This is a genomic window from Testudinibacter sp. TW-1 (genome assembly GCF_050613185.1).
Classification (GTDB): domain Bacteria; phylum Pseudomonadota; class Gammaproteobacteria; order Enterobacterales; family Pasteurellaceae; genus Chelonobacter.
In genome coordinates, this window is the sequence record NZ_CP192511.1 from 322,732 (window position 1) to 339,750 (window position 17,019).

Sequence of the window (17,019 nt, forward strand, 5' to 3'; positions counted from 1 at the left end):
TATTCTATTCGCCGCTAAATGCCATATGCATAATACTATCCGAATTAATCGCATCTCCAACCAAAGCGGAGCCAACCCTGCCATCATGCATGACTAAAACCCGATCTGACATTTGCTCTATCTCTTCCAGATCGGAAGAAATAAATAAAATTGCAACATTCTGTTCTGCGATGCTTTTTATCAGCTGATAAATATCTGCCCTAGCACCGATATCAACTCCACGGGTTGGTTCATCAATAACGAGTAATGCGGGATCGGCCTCTAAACATTTTGCAATCAAAACTTTTTGTTGGTTTCCCCCAGACAACGTCCTCACTAATTGCCCGCCATAATTAAATTTAATCCCTATCGCACGATGATAACGTTCTAAAATTGCATCTTCTTTTGCTTTATTTATCCAGAATCCCATATCGGTATAAGTCAAGCCGCAAGTATTCCATGACAACGGCGCATCCAAATATAGCCCTGAAGCTTGTCTATCTTCAGGCAGATAAACAATACCCTTATCTAACCGCTCTTTTATGCTCAGTCGGTTAATCTCTTGTCCATCAAAAATAATCTCTCCCGATTTTTCTTTTCTTAATCCATATAGCGTTTCTGCTAATTCCGTACGCCCGGCGCCAACTACACCGGCCAACCCTAAAATTTCCCCCGGATAGATTTCCAAATTAATATTCTTAAAACCTTCACCGGTTAACGCTTTGATCTGTAAAATAGGTTGATCTGTAGTTTTGATGCGATGATGACCTGGCAATTCCAACCATAATTTTTGTGATTCACTTAACTGCCCTGCTTTAGATTTAGGTTTAATCGCAGCTATAACATCATTACGATCTAATTCTCCTGTCGTACCGCTTAATGCAATAGAACCATCTCGCATCACACTAATAAAGTCGGATATCTGCCAAACTTCCGGTAATTTATGGGAAATAAAAATAATTCCTACACCTTTGGTAAGTAACGATTGGATTTTTATAAATAAACTTTCGGTTTCAACCGGTGTTAAAGAAGCTGTCGGCTCATCTAAAATTAAAATTGATGCATCACGCATCAAACCCCGCATAATTTCAACCAATTGCTGATCGGCAACTTCGAGCAATCCCGCTTGCATATCCAATTTCAAATGTGAATTCAGCTCACTAAGTAAAAGAGTCAATTTTTTTTCACTATGGCTATCCCATTTCAAGCCAAAAAGAATATTCTCTTTCACACTCAAATTAGGAAACAGCAAAGGCTCTTGCGGTACTAAATAGATCCCTAAATGATGCGCTTTATTTGGTGATAAGTTATTTTGTATCTCTCCATTTATTTCAATTGTTCCTGAATCTTGTGGTTGAATGCCCGCAATAATTTTCATTAATGTCGATTTTCCTGCGCCATTTCCACCTAGCAGCGCATGAACTTGCCCGGCGTACAACTCAAAATGGATATCTTTTAGAACTTCAACGCCAGAAAAAGACTTGCTGACACCATAAGTGGCAAGCAGCCGTTTTCTATCTGAAATATGCTCTCTTATCATCTTCTTTATCACCCTTAAGAATGAATAAATGTATTTGTATTTTTCATTTGTTCATCATCCTATAGAGTAAAAATAAAAATAACTGTGATTTAGATCGCAAAACAAGAATGAAATTAGGAAAAATTAGGAAGATTAAGGCAGTAAGCGGATACTTTGTGATCTAAATCACGCTTATACAAAAAATAAAAATGAACAATTGATAATTTTATAAATCATATGAATAATAATATTGATGGTAACAAAGGAAACAATAATGAATCATATCAAAGAAAATCTTCCTATCTCACACACTATGGGCGAAGAAGAAATACTGGCAAGAATTGCTTGGTTTTATTATCACGATAACTTAACACAGGGTGAGATTGGAAAGCGGTTGGATATTCCTCGCTTAAAAGTATCGCGTTTATTGGAAAAAGGACGCCAAATCGGCTTGATTAAAGTCCAAATTAATTCTCGTTTTAAGGGTTGCCTTGAACTGGAAGAGGCATTACGACACCATTTTCGTTTACAGCATATTCGGGTTCTGCCCGCACTTGAGCAAAATGAAATAAATACGCGCTTAGGTATCGGCGCATCACAAATGTTGATGTCCATCATGCGCCCGAACCAATTGCTCGCGATCGGTTTCGGTGAAACCATTATGCAAACAATTAAGTACAGTAACGAGTTTATCACCAATAACCAAATAAAATTAATCACGCTTTCCGGTGGGGTCGGACCTTATATGAAAGGAATTGGCGAATTAGACGGCTCTTGCAGTATCAGCATGATTCCCGCTCCGCTCCGAGCTTCATCACTTGAAGCTGCAAAATTATTTAAACGGGAAGCTTGTGTCAGAGACATTATGTTAGCCGCCGAAGCCGCTGACGTGGCAATAGTCGGGATCGGATCAACCCAGCAGAAAGGACAAGCCACCTTATTGCGTTCCGGCTATATCAATGAAGATAGCCAACAGGATCTCAGAAACAAAGGGGCTATTGGCGATATTTTAGGTTATTTCATGCAGCACGACGGTACGCTCCAACCGGATATTCCGCTACATGATGAACTCATTAGCGTTCCATTGGATAAATTAATCAAAATCCCTACGGTTATCGGTATTGCTGGCGGGGAGAATAAAGTCGAAGCTATTTTAAGCGCATTAAAAGGAAAATATATCAATTCATTAGTTACCGAAGAAAAAACGGCAAAAATGATACTGGCAAAAATCGTCTAGCCGCTAACCACTCTTTATTTTGTTAAAGCGGAAAATTGAGGAGATGTAAAATGGATAATCAATCAGATCGTTATCTCATGGCTCTTGATGCTGGCACCGGAAGTATCCGGGCTGTTATTTTTGATTTAAACGGTAATCAGATTAGTGCAGCGCAAAAAGAGTGGACTCATCTAACCGATCCTCAAATTCCCGGTTCAATGAATTTTGATTTACAAACCAACTGGCAGCTGGCAATTGACTGTATCAAACATGTTATTCAGCAAGCACAAATCGCCCCGGAGCAACTTATTTCTATCTCAACCTGTTCCATGCGGGAAGGAATTGTGCTGTATGATGATAAAAAACAACCAATTTGGGCGTGCGGTAATGTTGACGCCAGAGCAATCGAAGAAGTGCGGTACTTGAAATCATTGAATAACGGCACGTTCGAACAACAGGTTTATGAGATTTCAGGGCAAACATTGGCTTTAAGTGCTCTTCCGCGCTTGTTGTGGCTTGCCAATCACCGGCCTGAATTTTATCAAAATGTTAACGCTATCAGTATGATCAGTGATTGGTTGGCATTTATGTTAAGCGGAGAACTCGTGGTCGAACCATCGAATGCCGGCACGAGCGGTTTGCTTTGCTTAAACAGCAGAAATTGGCAGCCCGAGCTACTCGAACTGCTTGATTTAAACCCTAAAATTCTTATGCCGGTGAAAGAAACCGGGACCTTATTAGGCAATATTTTACCTGATGTCGCACAATTAACCGGATTATCGCCCAAAACCGTTGTCGTCGTCGGCGGTGGTGATGTACAACTCGGTTGCTTAGGACTCGGTATTACCGACGCGGCTCAAGCCGCTGTTATCGGCGGCACATTCTGGCAACAAGTCGTCAATCTGCCTAAAGCGGCTACCGATCCCGAAATGAATGTGCGGGTCAATCCCCATGTTATTCCGCCATTGGTACAAGCCGAATCGATCAGTTTCTTCACCGGTTTGACCATGCGTTGGTTCCGAGATGCTTTCTGTGAAGCTGAAAAACATCTTGCCAGCCAATTAGGAATCGATACTTACACTTTATTAGAACAAATGGCTGCACGTGTCCCCGTCGGATCATACGATATTGTACCGATTTTCTCCGACGCCATGCATTTTAAAGCCTGGTATCACGCGGCCCCCTCATTCATTAACCTTTCAATTGATCCCGATAAATGCAACAAAGCCGCATTATTCAGAGCATTAGAAGAAAATGCGGCTATTGTATCTTCTTGCAACTTAGATCAAGTAGAGCAATTTTCAGGCATAAAACTTTCTTCAATCGTTTTTGCCGGAGGTGGCTCAAAGGGCCATTTATGGAGTCAAATTTTAGCTGACGTCACCGGCTTAACTGTGAATATTCCAGTGGTTAAAGAAGCAACGGCTTTAGGTTGCGCCATCGCAGCTGGCGTTGGAGCAGGGATTTATTCTTCGCTGGCAGAAGCCGGTAAAAAATTAGTGAAATTTGAACGCCAACACCAACCGAATCCTGAAAACCATATCCTTTATCAAGCGCATAAAAAGAAATGGAGTGAGATATACCATCAACAATTACAACTTGTTGATGAGAATCTCACCACCTCACTTTGGAAAGCGCCGGGGTTATAATAATAAGATCGGAATACTGGCTATAGTATCGGTATTTTAGCCTTATTCCGTTTTTCTGTTTTCCTTTTTTAAACTAATTTATACTCTTTGATTATTTTACTTCTTACTAAAATTTCGTAGTATAGATGAATAAAAATTTTGGTTTTAAGGAATTTCAAATGTGCCAACTACTCGGAATGAACTGCAACACCCCGACCGATATTGTGTTTTCGTTCGAGGGCTTTCGCTGTCGTGGCGGTTTGACCGATTCGCACGCCGACGGATTTGGGATCGGCTTTTTTGAAGATAAAGGCGTGCGCTTGTTTCATGACGATAAAGCCAGTGCCACTTCGCCGGTTGCCGATTTGGTGCGTAATTATCCGATTCAGTCGAAAAATGTGATTGCGCATATCCGCAAAGCAACCCAAGGGCGGATTTTGCTTGCCAACACCCACCCGTTTATGCGTGAAATCTGGGGGCAATATTGGCTGTTTGCGCACAACGGCAATTTGAAAAACTTTCAGCCAAATGAAGGGCAATATTACCGTCCGGTCGGCACGACCGATTCCGAAACGGCATTTTGTTATCTGTTGGAAACTTTACGTCAGAAGTTCGATCACGCCCCAAGCCTTGAGCAGATTTTTACCGAAGTCAATTTGATTGCGCAACAACTGCGCCAATACGGTTTACTGAACTTTCTGTTGTCAAACGGCGAATGGCTGATTGCCCACACCGGCTCACTGTTACATTATATCGTGCGCAAAGCGCCGTTTGGCGAGGCGAAATTGGTCGATGACGATGTGCAGATTGATTTTGCTTCGGTCACCACGCCGAATGATCGGGTGGCAGTGATTGCAACAGAACCTTTAACCGATAACGAAAACTGGCAACAGTTGGCGGTTAATGAGTTGGTGCTGTTTCAAGAGGGCGAAATTGTCTTGTGCTACACGCCGGACAATCCCTATTATCCAAGCATTGCCGAAGGGTTGGAAATGGCACGGCAGGCTGTTTGACCGCTCTTTATGTCTCTTTCACTTCACGATCAACAGCGACTGCGCCATCTTAATCTGCAAATCAGCCGCCGTTTACGCAGCTGTTTGGATTTAGCCGAACGCCATTTCCAGCACACGTTTGCCATGCCGCAAGTCAATTTCAAGCTGTGCGGTGTGAAAGCCGGTGTCGCTTACCTGCAACAAAATGAAATCCGTCTGAACCGCACTTTGCTGTTGGAAAACAGCGAGGAATTTTTGCGCCAAGTCGTGCCGCATGAATTGGCGCACTTGTTGGTATATCAACTGTTCGGGCGGGTTCAACCGCACGGTAAAGAGTGGCAAATGCTGATGCAGCAGGTGTTTAACTTGCCTGCCGATACCTGCCACCAATTCGATATTCAAAACGTACAAGGCAACACTATCACCTACCGCTGCGACTGCCAAACCCACCAACTCAGCCTACGCCGCCATAATAATATCCTGCGCAATAACGTGCGCTATCATTGTCGGTTGTGCAAGGGGGTTTTGATGAAAGAAGAGGCGAAAGCGCTGGTGCGGTGATAATTTCCCTTCTCGCTTGATTGGAGATGGTGTCTAAAGGACGGATGAGGGTGAATATGCTATTCTCCCCCTCATCCTGATTTTCGCTTCTAAACGAAGCAAAAATCTGTCCTTCTCCCACTAGGGGCGAAGGACACTAGCAGCCTAACTCACTTCCGTTTCGCTCGCGGGTGGGCGGAGTCGTACACGTCGGCGAGGTGTTTGAAATCCAAATGGGTGTAGATTTGGGTGGTGGAGAGGTTGGCGTGTCCTAACAGCTCCTGCACCGCACGCAGGTCGGCGCTGGATTCCAACATATGGGTGGCAAACGAGTGGCGCAATTTATGCGGGTTTAAATGGGTCGGTAAGCCCTGCCGCTGCCCCCACACTTCCAAGCGTTTTTGAATCGCACGGTGGCTGATTCGCTTCCCACGCAAGCTGACGAACAAGGCATCGTCTTCGGGATTAAACAGCATGCGTACCGCCAACCATTTTTGAATTGCTTGTGCGGCGTAACGCCCGTACGGCAAAATCCGCTCTTTGTTGCCTTTCCCCAAGACGCGCAATTCGCGCGTGCGGCTTTGCAGATCTTGTATATTCAGCTGTTGCAATTCATTTAGCCGCAGACCGGCGCTGTACATCAATTCCATCATCGCCAAATCGCGCAGATCAATCGGTTCATTGCTGGCATTATCCAACAACTGCCCGACCTGTTCGGCTTCGATATTTTTCGGCAAACGTTTGGCTTGTTTCGGTGCGGAAACCGCGGCGGCGGGATTAACTTTAATGTCCCCTTGCGACAATAAATAATTCAGAAAACCACGCAAACTGGATAAACGCAAAGCGAGGCTTTTGGCATTCAGCCCCTGCTTACGGCTTGCTGCCAGCAAATAACGCACCACACCCGCATCCACCTGCCGCCAATTTTCAATCCCTTGCGCTTGCAACATCAGGATAATTTGTTCCAATTGATGTTGGTAATTGCTCAGGGTATGCGGGCTGAGTTGGCGCTCAATCCGTAAATAATTCCAATAACCCTGCAGCGGCTGCGAAAGTGCGGTTACGCTCATTATAATTTCTCAATCAGCCAATGATCGAGATGTTGCTCGATCATCTCGGCCAGCTGGCGCAGAAATGCGGTTTCTTGGTTGCGGTGAAAATGGCGTTCGTCTCTTGCCGCAAACAATAACACCGCGGTGTAAGGATGACGGGATTTACGTTTGCCCAACAAACAAAGCGCCACCGAGCCAACCGGAAAATCGTCCGGCAAAAACAGCAAGGTTTTTTCGCGGTGGGTCAGTGTGCCTAAATAGTGGCGCTGCAAACCGAAGCGTTCCAAACGGATAATCTCAAATGCGGTGCGATCCAACCAATTTTGCGCTTCGATTTCCTCACCCTCCACCCAACTGTCACGAAACAGCAACACCGTGCCTTTTTGCAAACCCAGTGCGGTCGTCCAGTCTTGTAATGCCGCCAAACCGTCAGGCAAGCGTTTGGCTTGTGCCAAGCGGGTTTGTAGCGGTAACAGGCTGAAAAACATGCGCTCATTGTGCTCCGCCACTTTATGAATCGTATCCAGTTCCTGTTGCTGCCGTTGCAGCTGATCGCGTTGGCGTTGCAGCTTCGCTTCCACCAGCGACAGAATACCCTTTTCCGCGTGGGTCACCTTTAGCCGATCCAACAGTTGCGGGTAATCATTGAAAAAATCAGGATTCTGCTGTAAATAATCCGCCACCGCACTTGCGCTTAATGCTTCACTCATCACAACCCCTTATAACCGAATATAACCGTCGAATAAATGGGTCGCCTCGCCGGTCATAAACAGCGGTTTACCTTCGCCTTGCCATTCGATCAACAAGTTACCACCCGGCAATGCCACTTCCACTTGTGCATCCAAAGTACCCTGCATAATGCCGACCGCCACCGCCGCACAGGCGCCGCTGCCACAAGCTTGGGTTTCGCCGGCACCACGTTCAAACACACGCAGTTTCACCTGTTTACGGTTTAAGATTTGCATAAAACCGATGTTGGCACATTCCGGAAAACGCTCGTGACTTTCCAACAAAGCACCCAAGCGTTGCACCGGTGCAGCCGCCACATCATCAACCGTTAAAACACAATGCGGATTGCCCATCGACACCACCCCGCATAACACCGTTTCCAACTCGGTGCGCAAGATATAATTTTTTTCAAATTTATTGGCAGTAAACGGTACTTTTGCCGGTTCCCAAATCGGCTCGCCCATATTGACCCGAATTTGTTCGTCCTCTTTAATATTCAATACCATTTTGCCTTTGGCAGTGCTGACGTTAATCTCTTTTTTATTGGTTAGCCCTTTCAGTTGCACAAAACGGGCAAAACAGCGCGCGCCGTTGCCGCATTGCGCCACTTCGCTACCGTCGGCATTAAAAATACGGTAGTGAAAATCCATATCCGGATCATACGGCGGCTCGACCAACAACAGTTGATCAAACCCCACGCCACGGTGCCGATCCGCCAAACGGCGAATGGTGCTCTCCGGGAAAAACACATTTTGGGTGATGCCGTCCACCACCATAAAATCGTTTCCCAAGCCGTGCATTTTTGAAAATTGCATAGTTTATCCTTAAATTTAAGTTATGCCCGCATTATAGAACCAAGATAAGGGAATGTCTAAATGATTCATGCGCCGACAGTTTGCTAACGCCCGCCATTATGATAGGATTCTGACAATGCTTTTCATCGGTGGATCCTATATGCAAAATCTTAAAAAAGTACAAGCCATGCGCGTGGCAGGATTGGGCTGTGTGCTCACCATTGCCGTGATCGGCTTTTTTCTCTTTTCCCTGCCTAGCGCACAACTGATTGATCATCTGACCGCACTTGGTGCTTGGTTCGGCGCCGGCACTACGATTGGTATCTTTGCCTTAGCGTGTTTACCGATATTGGTCAGCACATTGTGTTACTGGATTTATTATTGGCTGAAAAGCTGAGTTCATCATGGCAAAACTCTATTTTTATTACTCCACCATGAATGCCGGCAAGTCCACTACCTTGCTGCAATCTTCCTACAACTACCGAGAACGGCAAATGAACACGCTGGTTTACACTGCGGCAATTGACGATCGCTTCGGCAGCGGCAAAGTGACCTCGCGCATTGGCATCAGTCAAGAGGCGTTAGTTTTTACTGACAAAACCGATTTATACCAGCAAATCAAGCAACAAATTCAACAACAACCGCTGCATTGTATCTTAGTTGATGAAGCGCAGTTTTTGACTAAATCTCAGGTGTATCAACTGAGCGATGTCGTCGATAAACTACATATTCCGGTATTGTGTTACGGCTTACGTACCGATTTTCAGGGTGAGCTGTTTGAAGGCAGTCGCTATTTGCTTGCTTGGGCGGATCAGTTGGAAGAGCTGAAAACGATCTGTTACTGCGGACGCAAAGCCAATTTTGTACTGCGCTTAAATGCTGAGGGAGAGGTGGTCAAAGCCGGCGAACAAATCCAAATCGGCGGCAATGACCGTTATCTGTCTGTTTGCCGACGACATTATAAAGCGCGGTTAGGCAAGTAGCGGAGGAACTAAAAAACCCGCTAAATCAGCGGGTTTTGTCTGTGTAATGAATAAGGATTAATACAAGATTCTTGAGGCTTCGAACCAATCCGCTTTAAACGGGCGCTTCATATTGGTGATGGCATCAATAATATCGTGGTGTACCAGTTTCTCATTTTGAATACCGATACAACGTCCGCCGATACCCTCTTTCAACAACTCGACCGCATAAACCCCCATACGCGAAGCCAAAATACGGTCAAAGGCGCAAGGCGCACCGCCGCGTTGCACATGCCCTAAAATCGTAGCCCGGGCTTCCAGTTTAACGCGCGATTCGATTTCTTTTGCCAACTCATTAACATCACAAATATGTTCTGTGATGGCGATAATGGCGTGGCGTTTCCCTTTGTGGAAACCGTATTCGACTTTCTTGATCAAAGCTTCACGCTCAAACGGACGCTCCGGCACGACGATAAATTCACAACCGCCGGCAATCGCTGCGCCTAAGGTTAAATCGCCGCAATGGCGCCCCATAATTTCGATAATCGAAACGCGTTGGTGCGAACTGGAAGTATCGCGCAAACGGTCAATCGCTTCCAAGGCGGTTTCAAGTGCGGTTTGGAAACCAATGGTATAATCCGTGCCGGCAACATCATTGTCAATCGTGCCGGGAATCCCGATACAAGGAAAACCGTATTCTTCGGTAATCAATTTCGCGCCCATATACGAACCGTCCCCGCCGATTACGACTAAAGAATCAATCCCGTGTTGACGCAAATTGTCCACCGCTTTGGCACGAATTGCCGGATCTTTAAATTCAGGGAAACGCGCCGAGCCTAAAAATGTGCCGCCGCGCCCGATAATATCGGAAACGGAAAAACGCTCTAATTTTTTGATTTCGTTATGATAGAGTCCTGAATATCCATTATATACGCCATAAACTTCTATGCCTTCAAACAGCGCTGCTCGCACCACGCCGCGAATTGCCGCATTCATGCCCGGGGCGTCGCCGCCGCTGGTTAAAATAGCAACTTTCTTTACCATGTTGAGTTACCTTCTATTTAATTTTGATTGAAAAATAATTTTGTGTGTAGGGTACACGATCCCTGGTTTACTCTCTATAGGAAAATGATTTTTTTCTGATTTTTTCTTCAGCCGTTAACATTTTATCAATTTTATGTTGCGATTTTATGACAAATACAAAACACTTCAGATTTTTTGCAATGTTTGTTCTTTTTGCACCACTGAGGTCGGCTCTTGGTGAATGATAATATCCGACATCGGGAATGCCATTAATAGTCGATTTTCGAGGTTATCCGTGATTTGATGTGCTTTCCACAACGGCAGATTATCGTCCAGTTCCAAGTGCAACTGGATAAACCGAATCGCGCCCGAACGACGGGTGCGCAAATCATGAATACCGATAATTTCCTGCTGGCTGGAGGCAATTTCCCAAATGGTTTCAATTTCCTTCTCCGGCAAAGTGCGGTCAAGCAGCAGTTGGATCGATTCAAACAGCATTTTGAGGGCATTCGCCAAAATATACAGCGCAATCAGCAGCGCAAAAATCCCATCGGCGTAAATATAGCCGAAGGCACTCAAACCCAATGACAGCAAGACGGCTACATTCATCAACAGATCGGTTTCATAGTGCAGTTTGTCAGCGCGAATTGCCGGGCTCTGAGTGTTACGAATGACATAAGTTTGATAGCGGATTAGCGCCAAAGTAAATATTAAAGCAATCACGGTGACGGCAATCCCGATGGAGGCGGATTGCAGCGGCTGCGGGTTAATGATGCGCTCAATACCTTGTAACAACAACAAGATCGCAGAACCGGAAATAAACGCGCCTTGAATCAGCGTGGCTAACGATTCCGCCTTGCCGTGTCCGAACGAGTGGTTGTCATCGGCAGGCATCAGTGAAAAACGCAGAATAATCATACTGGTGAACGAAGCAAGCAGATCCAACAACGAATCAGTGATCGACGCCAGCATGCTGACGGAGCCGGTCTGCCACCAAGCCACGCCTTTGATTAAAATCAGGCTAAGTGCGGTGCAAACGGCCAACACTGAAGCGCGGCGTACCAAACGTCCATATTTTTCATGCATAATCAATCACCCCACTTTTAATTACACTGCCATGTCCACGGCTGTTGTTGCAATTGTTGTAAGATTTTATGCGCCTTTGGATAAATTTGCCGTTGCAGAAAAGCCTGTTCTTTCGCTTTTGCCTGCGGTTTAGCGTTCACACCATAGCTATATTGAAATTCTAAAAAGCCGCAATCCGCCATATTCCGCCCCTTCGCCAGTTCGACGCCCCAATAGGCAAAACGCTCGCTCGGGCGGTAAACCAGTTGCGAATATAAGGTCTCATCCGTAATCGACATTTCGGCCAAGGTATTATCGCTTTGCTGATAACTTTTTTGCCGCAGTTCCAAGCGTTGCCGCAGGCTTAACTCCTGTTTATTACGGTCGAAAAACAGCACGGCTTTTTCCCTTGAGCCGCTATTGCCGTTCGGGTGATAGACATAGCGCACCATTTCCACTAAATCGACGCTTTTACCACGTTGGAAAGTTTTGCCATTGAATTTGATCTTTTCCGGTGCTTGGAAGGTTTTACTCTGTTCAACCGACGAGCAAGCGCTGAACAATAAGCACAACGCCAATAAAAAAACGGATTTGATCGCCATGGGTTAATCCTGTGAATCGCGTTTAAATACCAGTTCGTTGCCAGCGGAGGCGCTTTCGTCAAACCAATAACCGCCCAAATCAAAAGATTTCAGATCGTTCACCGTCGAAATGCGGTTTTGAATTAAATAACGGCACATCAAACCGCGCGCTTTTTTGGCATAAAAACTGATCACTTTATAGTTGCCGTTTTTATAATCGAGGAAAATCGGCTTGACAATCCGTGCCTGTAATTTTTGCGGCTGTACCGCTTTAAAATATTCGTCCGAAGCCAGATTGATTAAAACGTCATCGCCTTGTTGCTCAAGTGCGGTTTGCAATTGTGCGGTGATCACGCCGCCCCAAAAATCATACAGGTTTTTACCGTTCGGATTGGCAAGTTTGGTGCCCATTTCCAAACGGTACGGTTGCATTAAATCCAGCGGTTTCAACAAGCCGTATAGACCCGACAGCATGCGCAAATGTTGCTGTGCATAGCGCACTTCATCGGCACTCAGGCTGTCGGCATCCAAACCGGTATAAACATCGCCTTTAAAGGCGTAAATTGCGGCTTTGGCGTTGGTTGGGTTATGCGCCAATTGCCACTCGGCAAAACGTGCCGCATTCAGCCCCGCCAGCTTATCGCTGATATGCATGAGCGAGCCGATTTGTGCCGGGGTCAATGCACGGCACACCTCAATAAGTTGTTGGCTATATTGGGTTAATTCCGGTTGGGTAAAATCAAATGCGGGAATTTCAGACTGAAAATCCAAGGTTTTTGCCGGGGAAATAATCGCGAGCATAAGGCTTCCATAGATAATGACAAACAGGGTGCGATTATAACAGATTCGCACCGATTCTCTACCGCACTTTTATTATGGGTAATGCTATTTCAGCTGCAACGGCAAGCGCCAATCAATCGGCGTTTGTTGATGTTGTTGTAAATAAGCATTGGCTTTGGAAAAATGTTTACAGCCGAAGAAACCGCGATATGCCGACAACGGCGACGGATGCGGTGCGCTCAAAACCAAATGGCGTTGGCGGTCGATAAACTGCCCTTTTTTCTGCGCGTGGCTGCCCCACAGCAAAAAGACCAAATGGTCGCGATGTTGGTTCAGTTGCGCAATCACTTTATCGGTAAAGGTTTCCCAACCGAAATTGGCGTGCGAATGTGCCCGCCCCTGCTCCACCGTCAGCACAGTGTTGAGCAATAACACCCCTTGCTGCGCCCAGTGTTGCAGATAGCCGTGCGGCGGAATCTCAAAGCCCTCAATATCATCGGCCAGTTCTTTATACATATTGACCAACGACGGCGGCGGTGCAATGCCCGGTTTGACCGAAAACGCCAACCCATGCGCCTGATTGGCGCCGTGATAGGGATCTTGCCCTAAAATCACCACGTTGACTTGTTCAAATTCGGTTAAACGAAAAGCGGTAAACACTTCGTCATGCGGCGGATAGACCGTTTTACCGCTCTTTTTCGCATTTTCGACTTGTGCCAAAATAGTTAAAAAATAGGGTTGTTGCTTTTCCGCGCCGATCGCTTCTGTCCAGGTTTTCATTCGTCTTCCCTTACTGATTTGCTGTTTTGAAAATTATAGGCAAAGGCAGTCAAAAAACCTAGCCTTGATTTTAAAACCCGCCTTATTTTTGTTATTAAAATGTAATCAAAAAACAAGTATTAAGTTAAATTAAGCAGGCGTTCCGATGTTATTTTTTGACTTAAATCAAATATCCGATTTTATCAAAAAATAACCAGTTGTTCTGGGTCAATTATCCCCAAAAATATTTGAAAATTTAAACAAGGGTGATAAAATTCTGAGCAGTAAACTTAATCCGTCCACGATAATATTGGAGTCTATTATGATCAAAGGTATTCAAATTACACAAGCGGCAAACGACGCGTTATTAAACTCTTTCTGGTTATTGGACAGCGACAAAGGCGAAGCCCGTTGCTTATGTGCCAAAGGCGATTACACTGAAGACCAAATCGTTGCGATTAACGAATTAGGTCAAATCGAATACCGCGAATTGCCGGTTGATGTGGCGCCGACAGTCAAAGTGGAAGGCGGTCAACACTTGAACGTCAACGTATTGCGTCGCGAAACCTTGGAAGATGCGGTGAATAACCCTGAAAAATATCCGCAATTAACCATCCGTGTTTCCGGTTATGCCGTACGTTTCAACTCTCTGACTCCGGAACAACAACGCGACGTGATTGCGCGTACTTTTACCGAAAGCTTGTAATTTTTCTTTTAGCTTCACATTTTAAACGCACGGCAATATGGTCGTGCGTTTTGCATTTCTGACACCGATTTTAACTTGTATAAAATCCAAAATAGCTGATAATACTTAAAGTTGCCTAACGGCAGCTTTGAAATTGCTGACAAACTTACTTCTCTCCCTCCGCGTGCGGAGGGAGTACTATTTTTCGCAAGAAAAATGGGGAGGGAGGGATAATATGAAAATGCAACATATTCATTTTTAACATTCTTTATGCCTCCCTCCGTCCTTAGGACACCTCCCTCCGTATACAGAGGGAGGGAAATGATTAGAGAAAGAGACTTTGTCATCAGCCTGAAAGCTGCCGGACGGCAGCTTTTTTATCTTATCCGTTATTGTGGAGTTTTTTATGACGAATCCGTCACTGCCCGACATCGGCAGCCCGATATTTTATACCGTATTTTCAATTGTGGTTGCGATCATGCTGCTGATTGATCTATTCAGCCTGAAAAAGAGCGGGGTGCATAAAGTCAGCGTGAAAGAAGCGATGTGGTGGAGCGTGGTGTGGATCAGTGTTTCGGCGTTGTTTGCCTTATGGCTCTATTTTGAACTCGCCGGCAATCCGGCATTCGGCAGCAAAATTGCCGGTGAAAAAGTGATGGAATTTCTGACCGGTTACGTGTTGGAAAAATCGCTGTCGGTCGATAACTTATTCGTATTCCTGATGATCTTCAGCTATTTCAAAGTGCCGCCGCAATATCAGCATAAAGTGCTGTTGTATGGCGTACTCGGCGCGATTGTGATGCGTGCGGTGATGATCGGTATCGGTGCGATGTTAATCCGTGAATATGAGTGGATTTTATATATTTTCGGTGTATTCTTGATTTATAGCGGTTTCAAAATTTTCACTGCGAAAGAAGGCGGTGAAGGCGAAGATTTCTCCCGAAACTGGCTGCTCAACTGGCTGCGCCGCCATTTACGCCTCAGCAGTCAATTTGACGGCGAAAAGTTCCTGACCATCGAAAACGGCAAAAAGGTGTTTACGCCGTTGGTATTGGTGCTGATTATGGTCGAGCTGAGCGATGTGGTGTTTGCGGTCGATAGCATTCCGGCGGTCTTTGCCGTCACCACCGATCCCTTTATCGTGCTGACTTCGAATATTTTCGCCATTCTCGGTTTGCGTGCGATGTATTTCGTACTAGCGGACATTGCCGACCGTTTTGTCTATCTGAAATACGGATTGGCGGTGATCTTGATTTTTATCGGTATCAAAATGCTGTTGGTGATGGCGGGCATTCATTTGCCGATTGTGCTGTCGATGAGCTTTGTATTCCTGATTTTAATCCTGTCGGTTGTCTTGTCGCTACGCAAGAAAATGCTCTAATTCTCCGATAATAAGCTAAAAAACCGCACTTTGCCGTTCAAATGCAAAGTGCGGTATCTTCAGGCTATCCGTGCGTTAAAACGCTAATGCTCGGTCGCCGTTTTCGTCTTTAATCCGATTCGGCAAGCCCATTTGGTTCAACAGGTTAAGGAACGGTTTCGGATCCAGTTCCTCCACATTGACCATCTTCGCCACATCCCACACGCCTTGTGCCACTAGAATCGCAGCAGCAACCGGTGGTACGCCGGCGGTATAGGAAATGCCTTGGCTGCCCACTTCTTCATAGGCTTCTTTATGATCCGCCACGTTGTAGAGAAAGACTTCTTTTTCCTTACCGTCTTTCCGACCTTTGGCAAGCGTGCCGATACAGGTTTTACCGGTGTAATCCGGCGCCAGTGAAGAGGGATCAGGCAGAACCGCTTTCACCACTTTTAATGGGATCACTTCCAAGCCTTCTGCGGTGGTCACCGGCTGTTCCGACAATAAGCCTAAATTTTTCAGCACGGTAAATACATTAATATAATGATCGCCGAAACCCATCCAGAAACGGATATTCGGCACGTTTAAGTTTTGCGACAGCGAGTGAATTTCATCATGCCCTGTCATATACGAGGTTTGCTGGCCGACAACCGGCAGGTCGTCCGTCCGCTTGATTTCAAACATTCGGTTGCTGGTCCATTGGCTGTTTTGCCAACTCCAGACTTGCCCGGTAAATTCACGGAAATTGATTTCCGGATCAAAATTAGTGGCGAAATAACGCCCGTGGCTGCCGGCATTAATATCAATAATATCAATGCTGTCGGTTTGATCTAAGCACTCGTTGACCGCAACGGCGGCATAGGCATTCACCACGCCCGGATCAAAACCGACACCTAAAATAGCGGTAATCTTATTCTTTGCACAGATTTCACGGCGTTGCCATTCGTAATTATTGTACCACGGTGGGGTTTCACAAATTTTATGCGGTTCTTCGTGGATTGCGGTGTCAAGATAAGCTGCGCCGGTTTCGATACAGGCTTGCAGCACCGACATATTGAGAAATGCCGAACCGACGTTGATCACGATTTGTGCTTCTGTTTCTTTGATGATCGATTTGGTTGCTTCGATATTGAACGCATCAAGTTCAAAGCAGGCAATTTCAGCGGGAATTTTAAAGGCATTTTTTTCACGCACGCTGTTGGCGATGTCTTGGCATTTGCTAATGCCGCGTGAAGCAATGGCGATAGAACCTAAAATATCGTTGTGTTGGGCGCATTTATGTGCGACGACTTGAGCCACACCACCGGCACCGATAATTAAGATGTTTTTTTTCATGTTTGCATAATCCTCCTTAA

General features: G+C 45.5%; 18 protein-coding genes. 8 read left to right on the plus strand and 10 right to left on the minus strand.

Annotation, left to right across the window (positions count from 1 at the left end; all coding sequences use genetic code 11):
• Positions 1 to 4 precede the first annotated feature (4 nt).
• Positions 5 to 1,516, minus strand: a complete 1,512-nt coding sequence (gene lsrA, locus ACQ31U_RS01530) for an autoinducer 2 ABC transporter ATP-binding protein LsrA (protein ID WP_431054255.1) — start codon at positions 1,514 to 1,516, stop codon at positions 5 to 7.
• A gap of 256 nt (positions 1,517 to 1,772) precedes the next feature.
• Here lsrA and lsrR point away from each other — a divergent pair, with 256 nt between their 5' ends.
• The 4 genes from lsrR to ACQ31U_RS01550 all read left to right on the plus strand — a co-directional run bounded on the left by lsrR (position 1,773) and on the right by ACQ31U_RS01550 (position 5,895).
• On the plus strand, positions 1,773 to 2,735 hold the full coding sequence (lsrR, locus tag ACQ31U_RS01535; protein ID WP_431053262.1) for a transcriptional regulator LsrR: 963 nt from the start codon (positions 1,773 to 1,775) through the stop codon (positions 2,733 to 2,735).
• 50 nt (positions 2,736 to 2,785) lie between these two features.
• On the plus strand, positions 2,786 to 4,363 hold the full coding sequence (gene lsrK, locus ACQ31U_RS01540) for an autoinducer-2 kinase (RefSeq protein WP_431053264.1): 1,578 nt from the start codon (positions 2,786 to 2,788) through the stop codon (positions 4,361 to 4,363).
• A 158-nt stretch (positions 4,364 to 4,521) separates the two neighbouring features.
• Positions 4,522 to 5,355 (plus strand): class II glutamine amidotransferase, encoded by an 834-nt coding sequence (locus ACQ31U_RS01545; protein ID WP_431053266.1) that lies wholly within the window; start codon positions 4,522 to 4,524, stop codon positions 5,353 to 5,355.
• A gap of 9 nt (positions 5,356 to 5,364) precedes the next feature.
• Positions 5,365 to 5,895 (plus strand): SprT family zinc-dependent metalloprotease, encoded by a 531-nt coding sequence (locus ACQ31U_RS01550; RefSeq protein WP_431053268.1) that lies wholly within the window; start codon positions 5,365 to 5,367, stop codon positions 5,893 to 5,895.
• A 149-nt stretch (positions 5,896 to 6,044) separates the two neighbouring features.
• On the opposite strand, the gene xerC is transcribed toward ACQ31U_RS01550, so the two are convergent.
• The 3 genes from xerC to dapF are packed head-to-tail and all read right to left on the minus strand — an operon-like array spanning position 6,045 to position 8,470.
• Positions 6,045 to 6,944: a tyrosine recombinase XerC gene (gene xerC, locus ACQ31U_RS01555; protein WP_431053270.1), complete on the minus strand. Its 900-nt coding sequence runs from the start codon at positions 6,942 to 6,944 to the stop codon at positions 6,045 to 6,047.
• Positions 6,944 to 7,636: a DUF484 family protein gene (locus ACQ31U_RS01560; protein WP_431053272.1), complete on the minus strand. Its 693-nt coding sequence runs from the start codon at positions 7,634 to 7,636 to the stop codon at positions 6,944 to 6,946. Before ACQ31U_RS01560 ends, xerC begins: the two co-directional genes overlap by 1 nt.
• 9 nt (positions 7,637 to 7,645) lie before the next feature.
• On the minus strand, positions 7,646 to 8,470 hold the full coding sequence (gene dapF / locus ACQ31U_RS01565) for a diaminopimelate epimerase (protein ID WP_431053274.1): 825 nt from the start codon (positions 8,468 to 8,470) through the stop codon (positions 7,646 to 7,648).
• A 139-nt stretch (positions 8,471 to 8,609) separates the two neighbouring features.
• On the opposite strand from dapF, the gene ACQ31U_RS01570 reads away from it, so the two are divergent.
• Together ACQ31U_RS01570 and ACQ31U_RS01575 are read left to right on the plus strand one after the other, a co-directional pair.
• Positions 8,610 to 8,846, plus strand: a complete 237-nt coding sequence (locus ACQ31U_RS01570; RefSeq protein ID WP_431053276.1) for a hypothetical protein — start codon at positions 8,610 to 8,612, stop codon at positions 8,844 to 8,846.
• Between the two features lie 7 nt (positions 8,847 to 8,853).
• Positions 8,854 to 9,432 (plus strand): thymidine kinase, encoded by a 579-nt coding sequence (locus tag ACQ31U_RS01575; RefSeq protein ID WP_431053278.1) that lies wholly within the window; start codon positions 8,854 to 8,856, stop codon positions 9,430 to 9,432.
• 57 nt (positions 9,433 to 9,489) lie between these two features.
• On the opposite strand, the gene pfkA is transcribed toward ACQ31U_RS01575, so the two are convergent.
• From pfkA to ung, 5 genes are all read right to left on the minus strand, one after another.
• Positions 9,490 to 10,455: a 6-phosphofructokinase gene (gene pfkA / locus ACQ31U_RS01580; protein ID WP_431053279.1), complete on the minus strand. Its 966-nt coding sequence runs from the start codon at positions 10,453 to 10,455 to the stop codon at positions 9,490 to 9,492.
• Positions 10,456 to 10,620: 165 nt separating this feature from the next.
• Positions 10,621 to 11,520, minus strand: coding sequence for a cation diffusion facilitator family transporter (locus ACQ31U_RS01585; RefSeq protein WP_431053281.1), 900 nt, complete (start codon positions 11,518 to 11,520; stop codon positions 10,621 to 10,623).
• A gap of 17 nt (positions 11,521 to 11,537) precedes the next feature.
• Positions 11,538 to 12,101: a hypothetical protein gene (locus ACQ31U_RS01590; RefSeq protein WP_431053283.1), complete on the minus strand. Its 564-nt coding sequence runs from the start codon at positions 12,099 to 12,101 to the stop codon at positions 11,538 to 11,540.
• Positions 12,102 to 12,104: 3 nt separating this feature from the next.
• Positions 12,105 to 12,881, minus strand: coding sequence for a peroxide stress protein YaaA (yaaA, locus tag ACQ31U_RS01595; RefSeq protein WP_431053285.1), 777 nt, complete (start codon positions 12,879 to 12,881; stop codon positions 12,105 to 12,107).
• An 84-nt stretch (positions 12,882 to 12,965) separates the two neighbouring features.
• A complete protein-coding gene (ung, locus tag ACQ31U_RS01600) occupies positions 12,966 to 13,640 on the minus strand; it encodes a uracil-DNA glycosylase (protein ID WP_431053287.1) in 675 nt (224 codons plus the stop codon).
• Positions 13,641 to 13,941: 301 nt separating this feature from the next.
• Between ung and grcA the strand changes: the two genes are divergently transcribed.
• Positions 13,942 to 14,325, plus strand: a complete 384-nt coding sequence (gene grcA / locus ACQ31U_RS01605) for an autonomous glycyl radical cofactor GrcA (protein WP_431053289.1) — start codon at positions 13,942 to 13,944, stop codon at positions 14,323 to 14,325.
• A gap of 385 nt (positions 14,326 to 14,710) precedes the next feature.
• Positions 14,711 to 15,685 (plus strand): TerC family protein, encoded by a 975-nt coding sequence (locus ACQ31U_RS01610; protein WP_431053291.1) that lies wholly within the window; start codon positions 14,711 to 14,713, stop codon positions 15,683 to 15,685.
• A 75-nt stretch (positions 15,686 to 15,760) separates the two neighbouring features.
• Here the strand turns inward: ACQ31U_RS01610 and ACQ31U_RS01615 are convergent, their stop codons facing one another.
• Complete coding sequence (locus tag ACQ31U_RS01615; RefSeq protein ID WP_431053293.1) at positions 15,761 to 16,999, minus strand: saccharopine dehydrogenase family protein; 1,239 nt, start codon at positions 16,997 to 16,999, stop codon at positions 15,761 to 15,763.
• Positions 17,000 to 17,019: the final 20 nt, after the last annotated feature.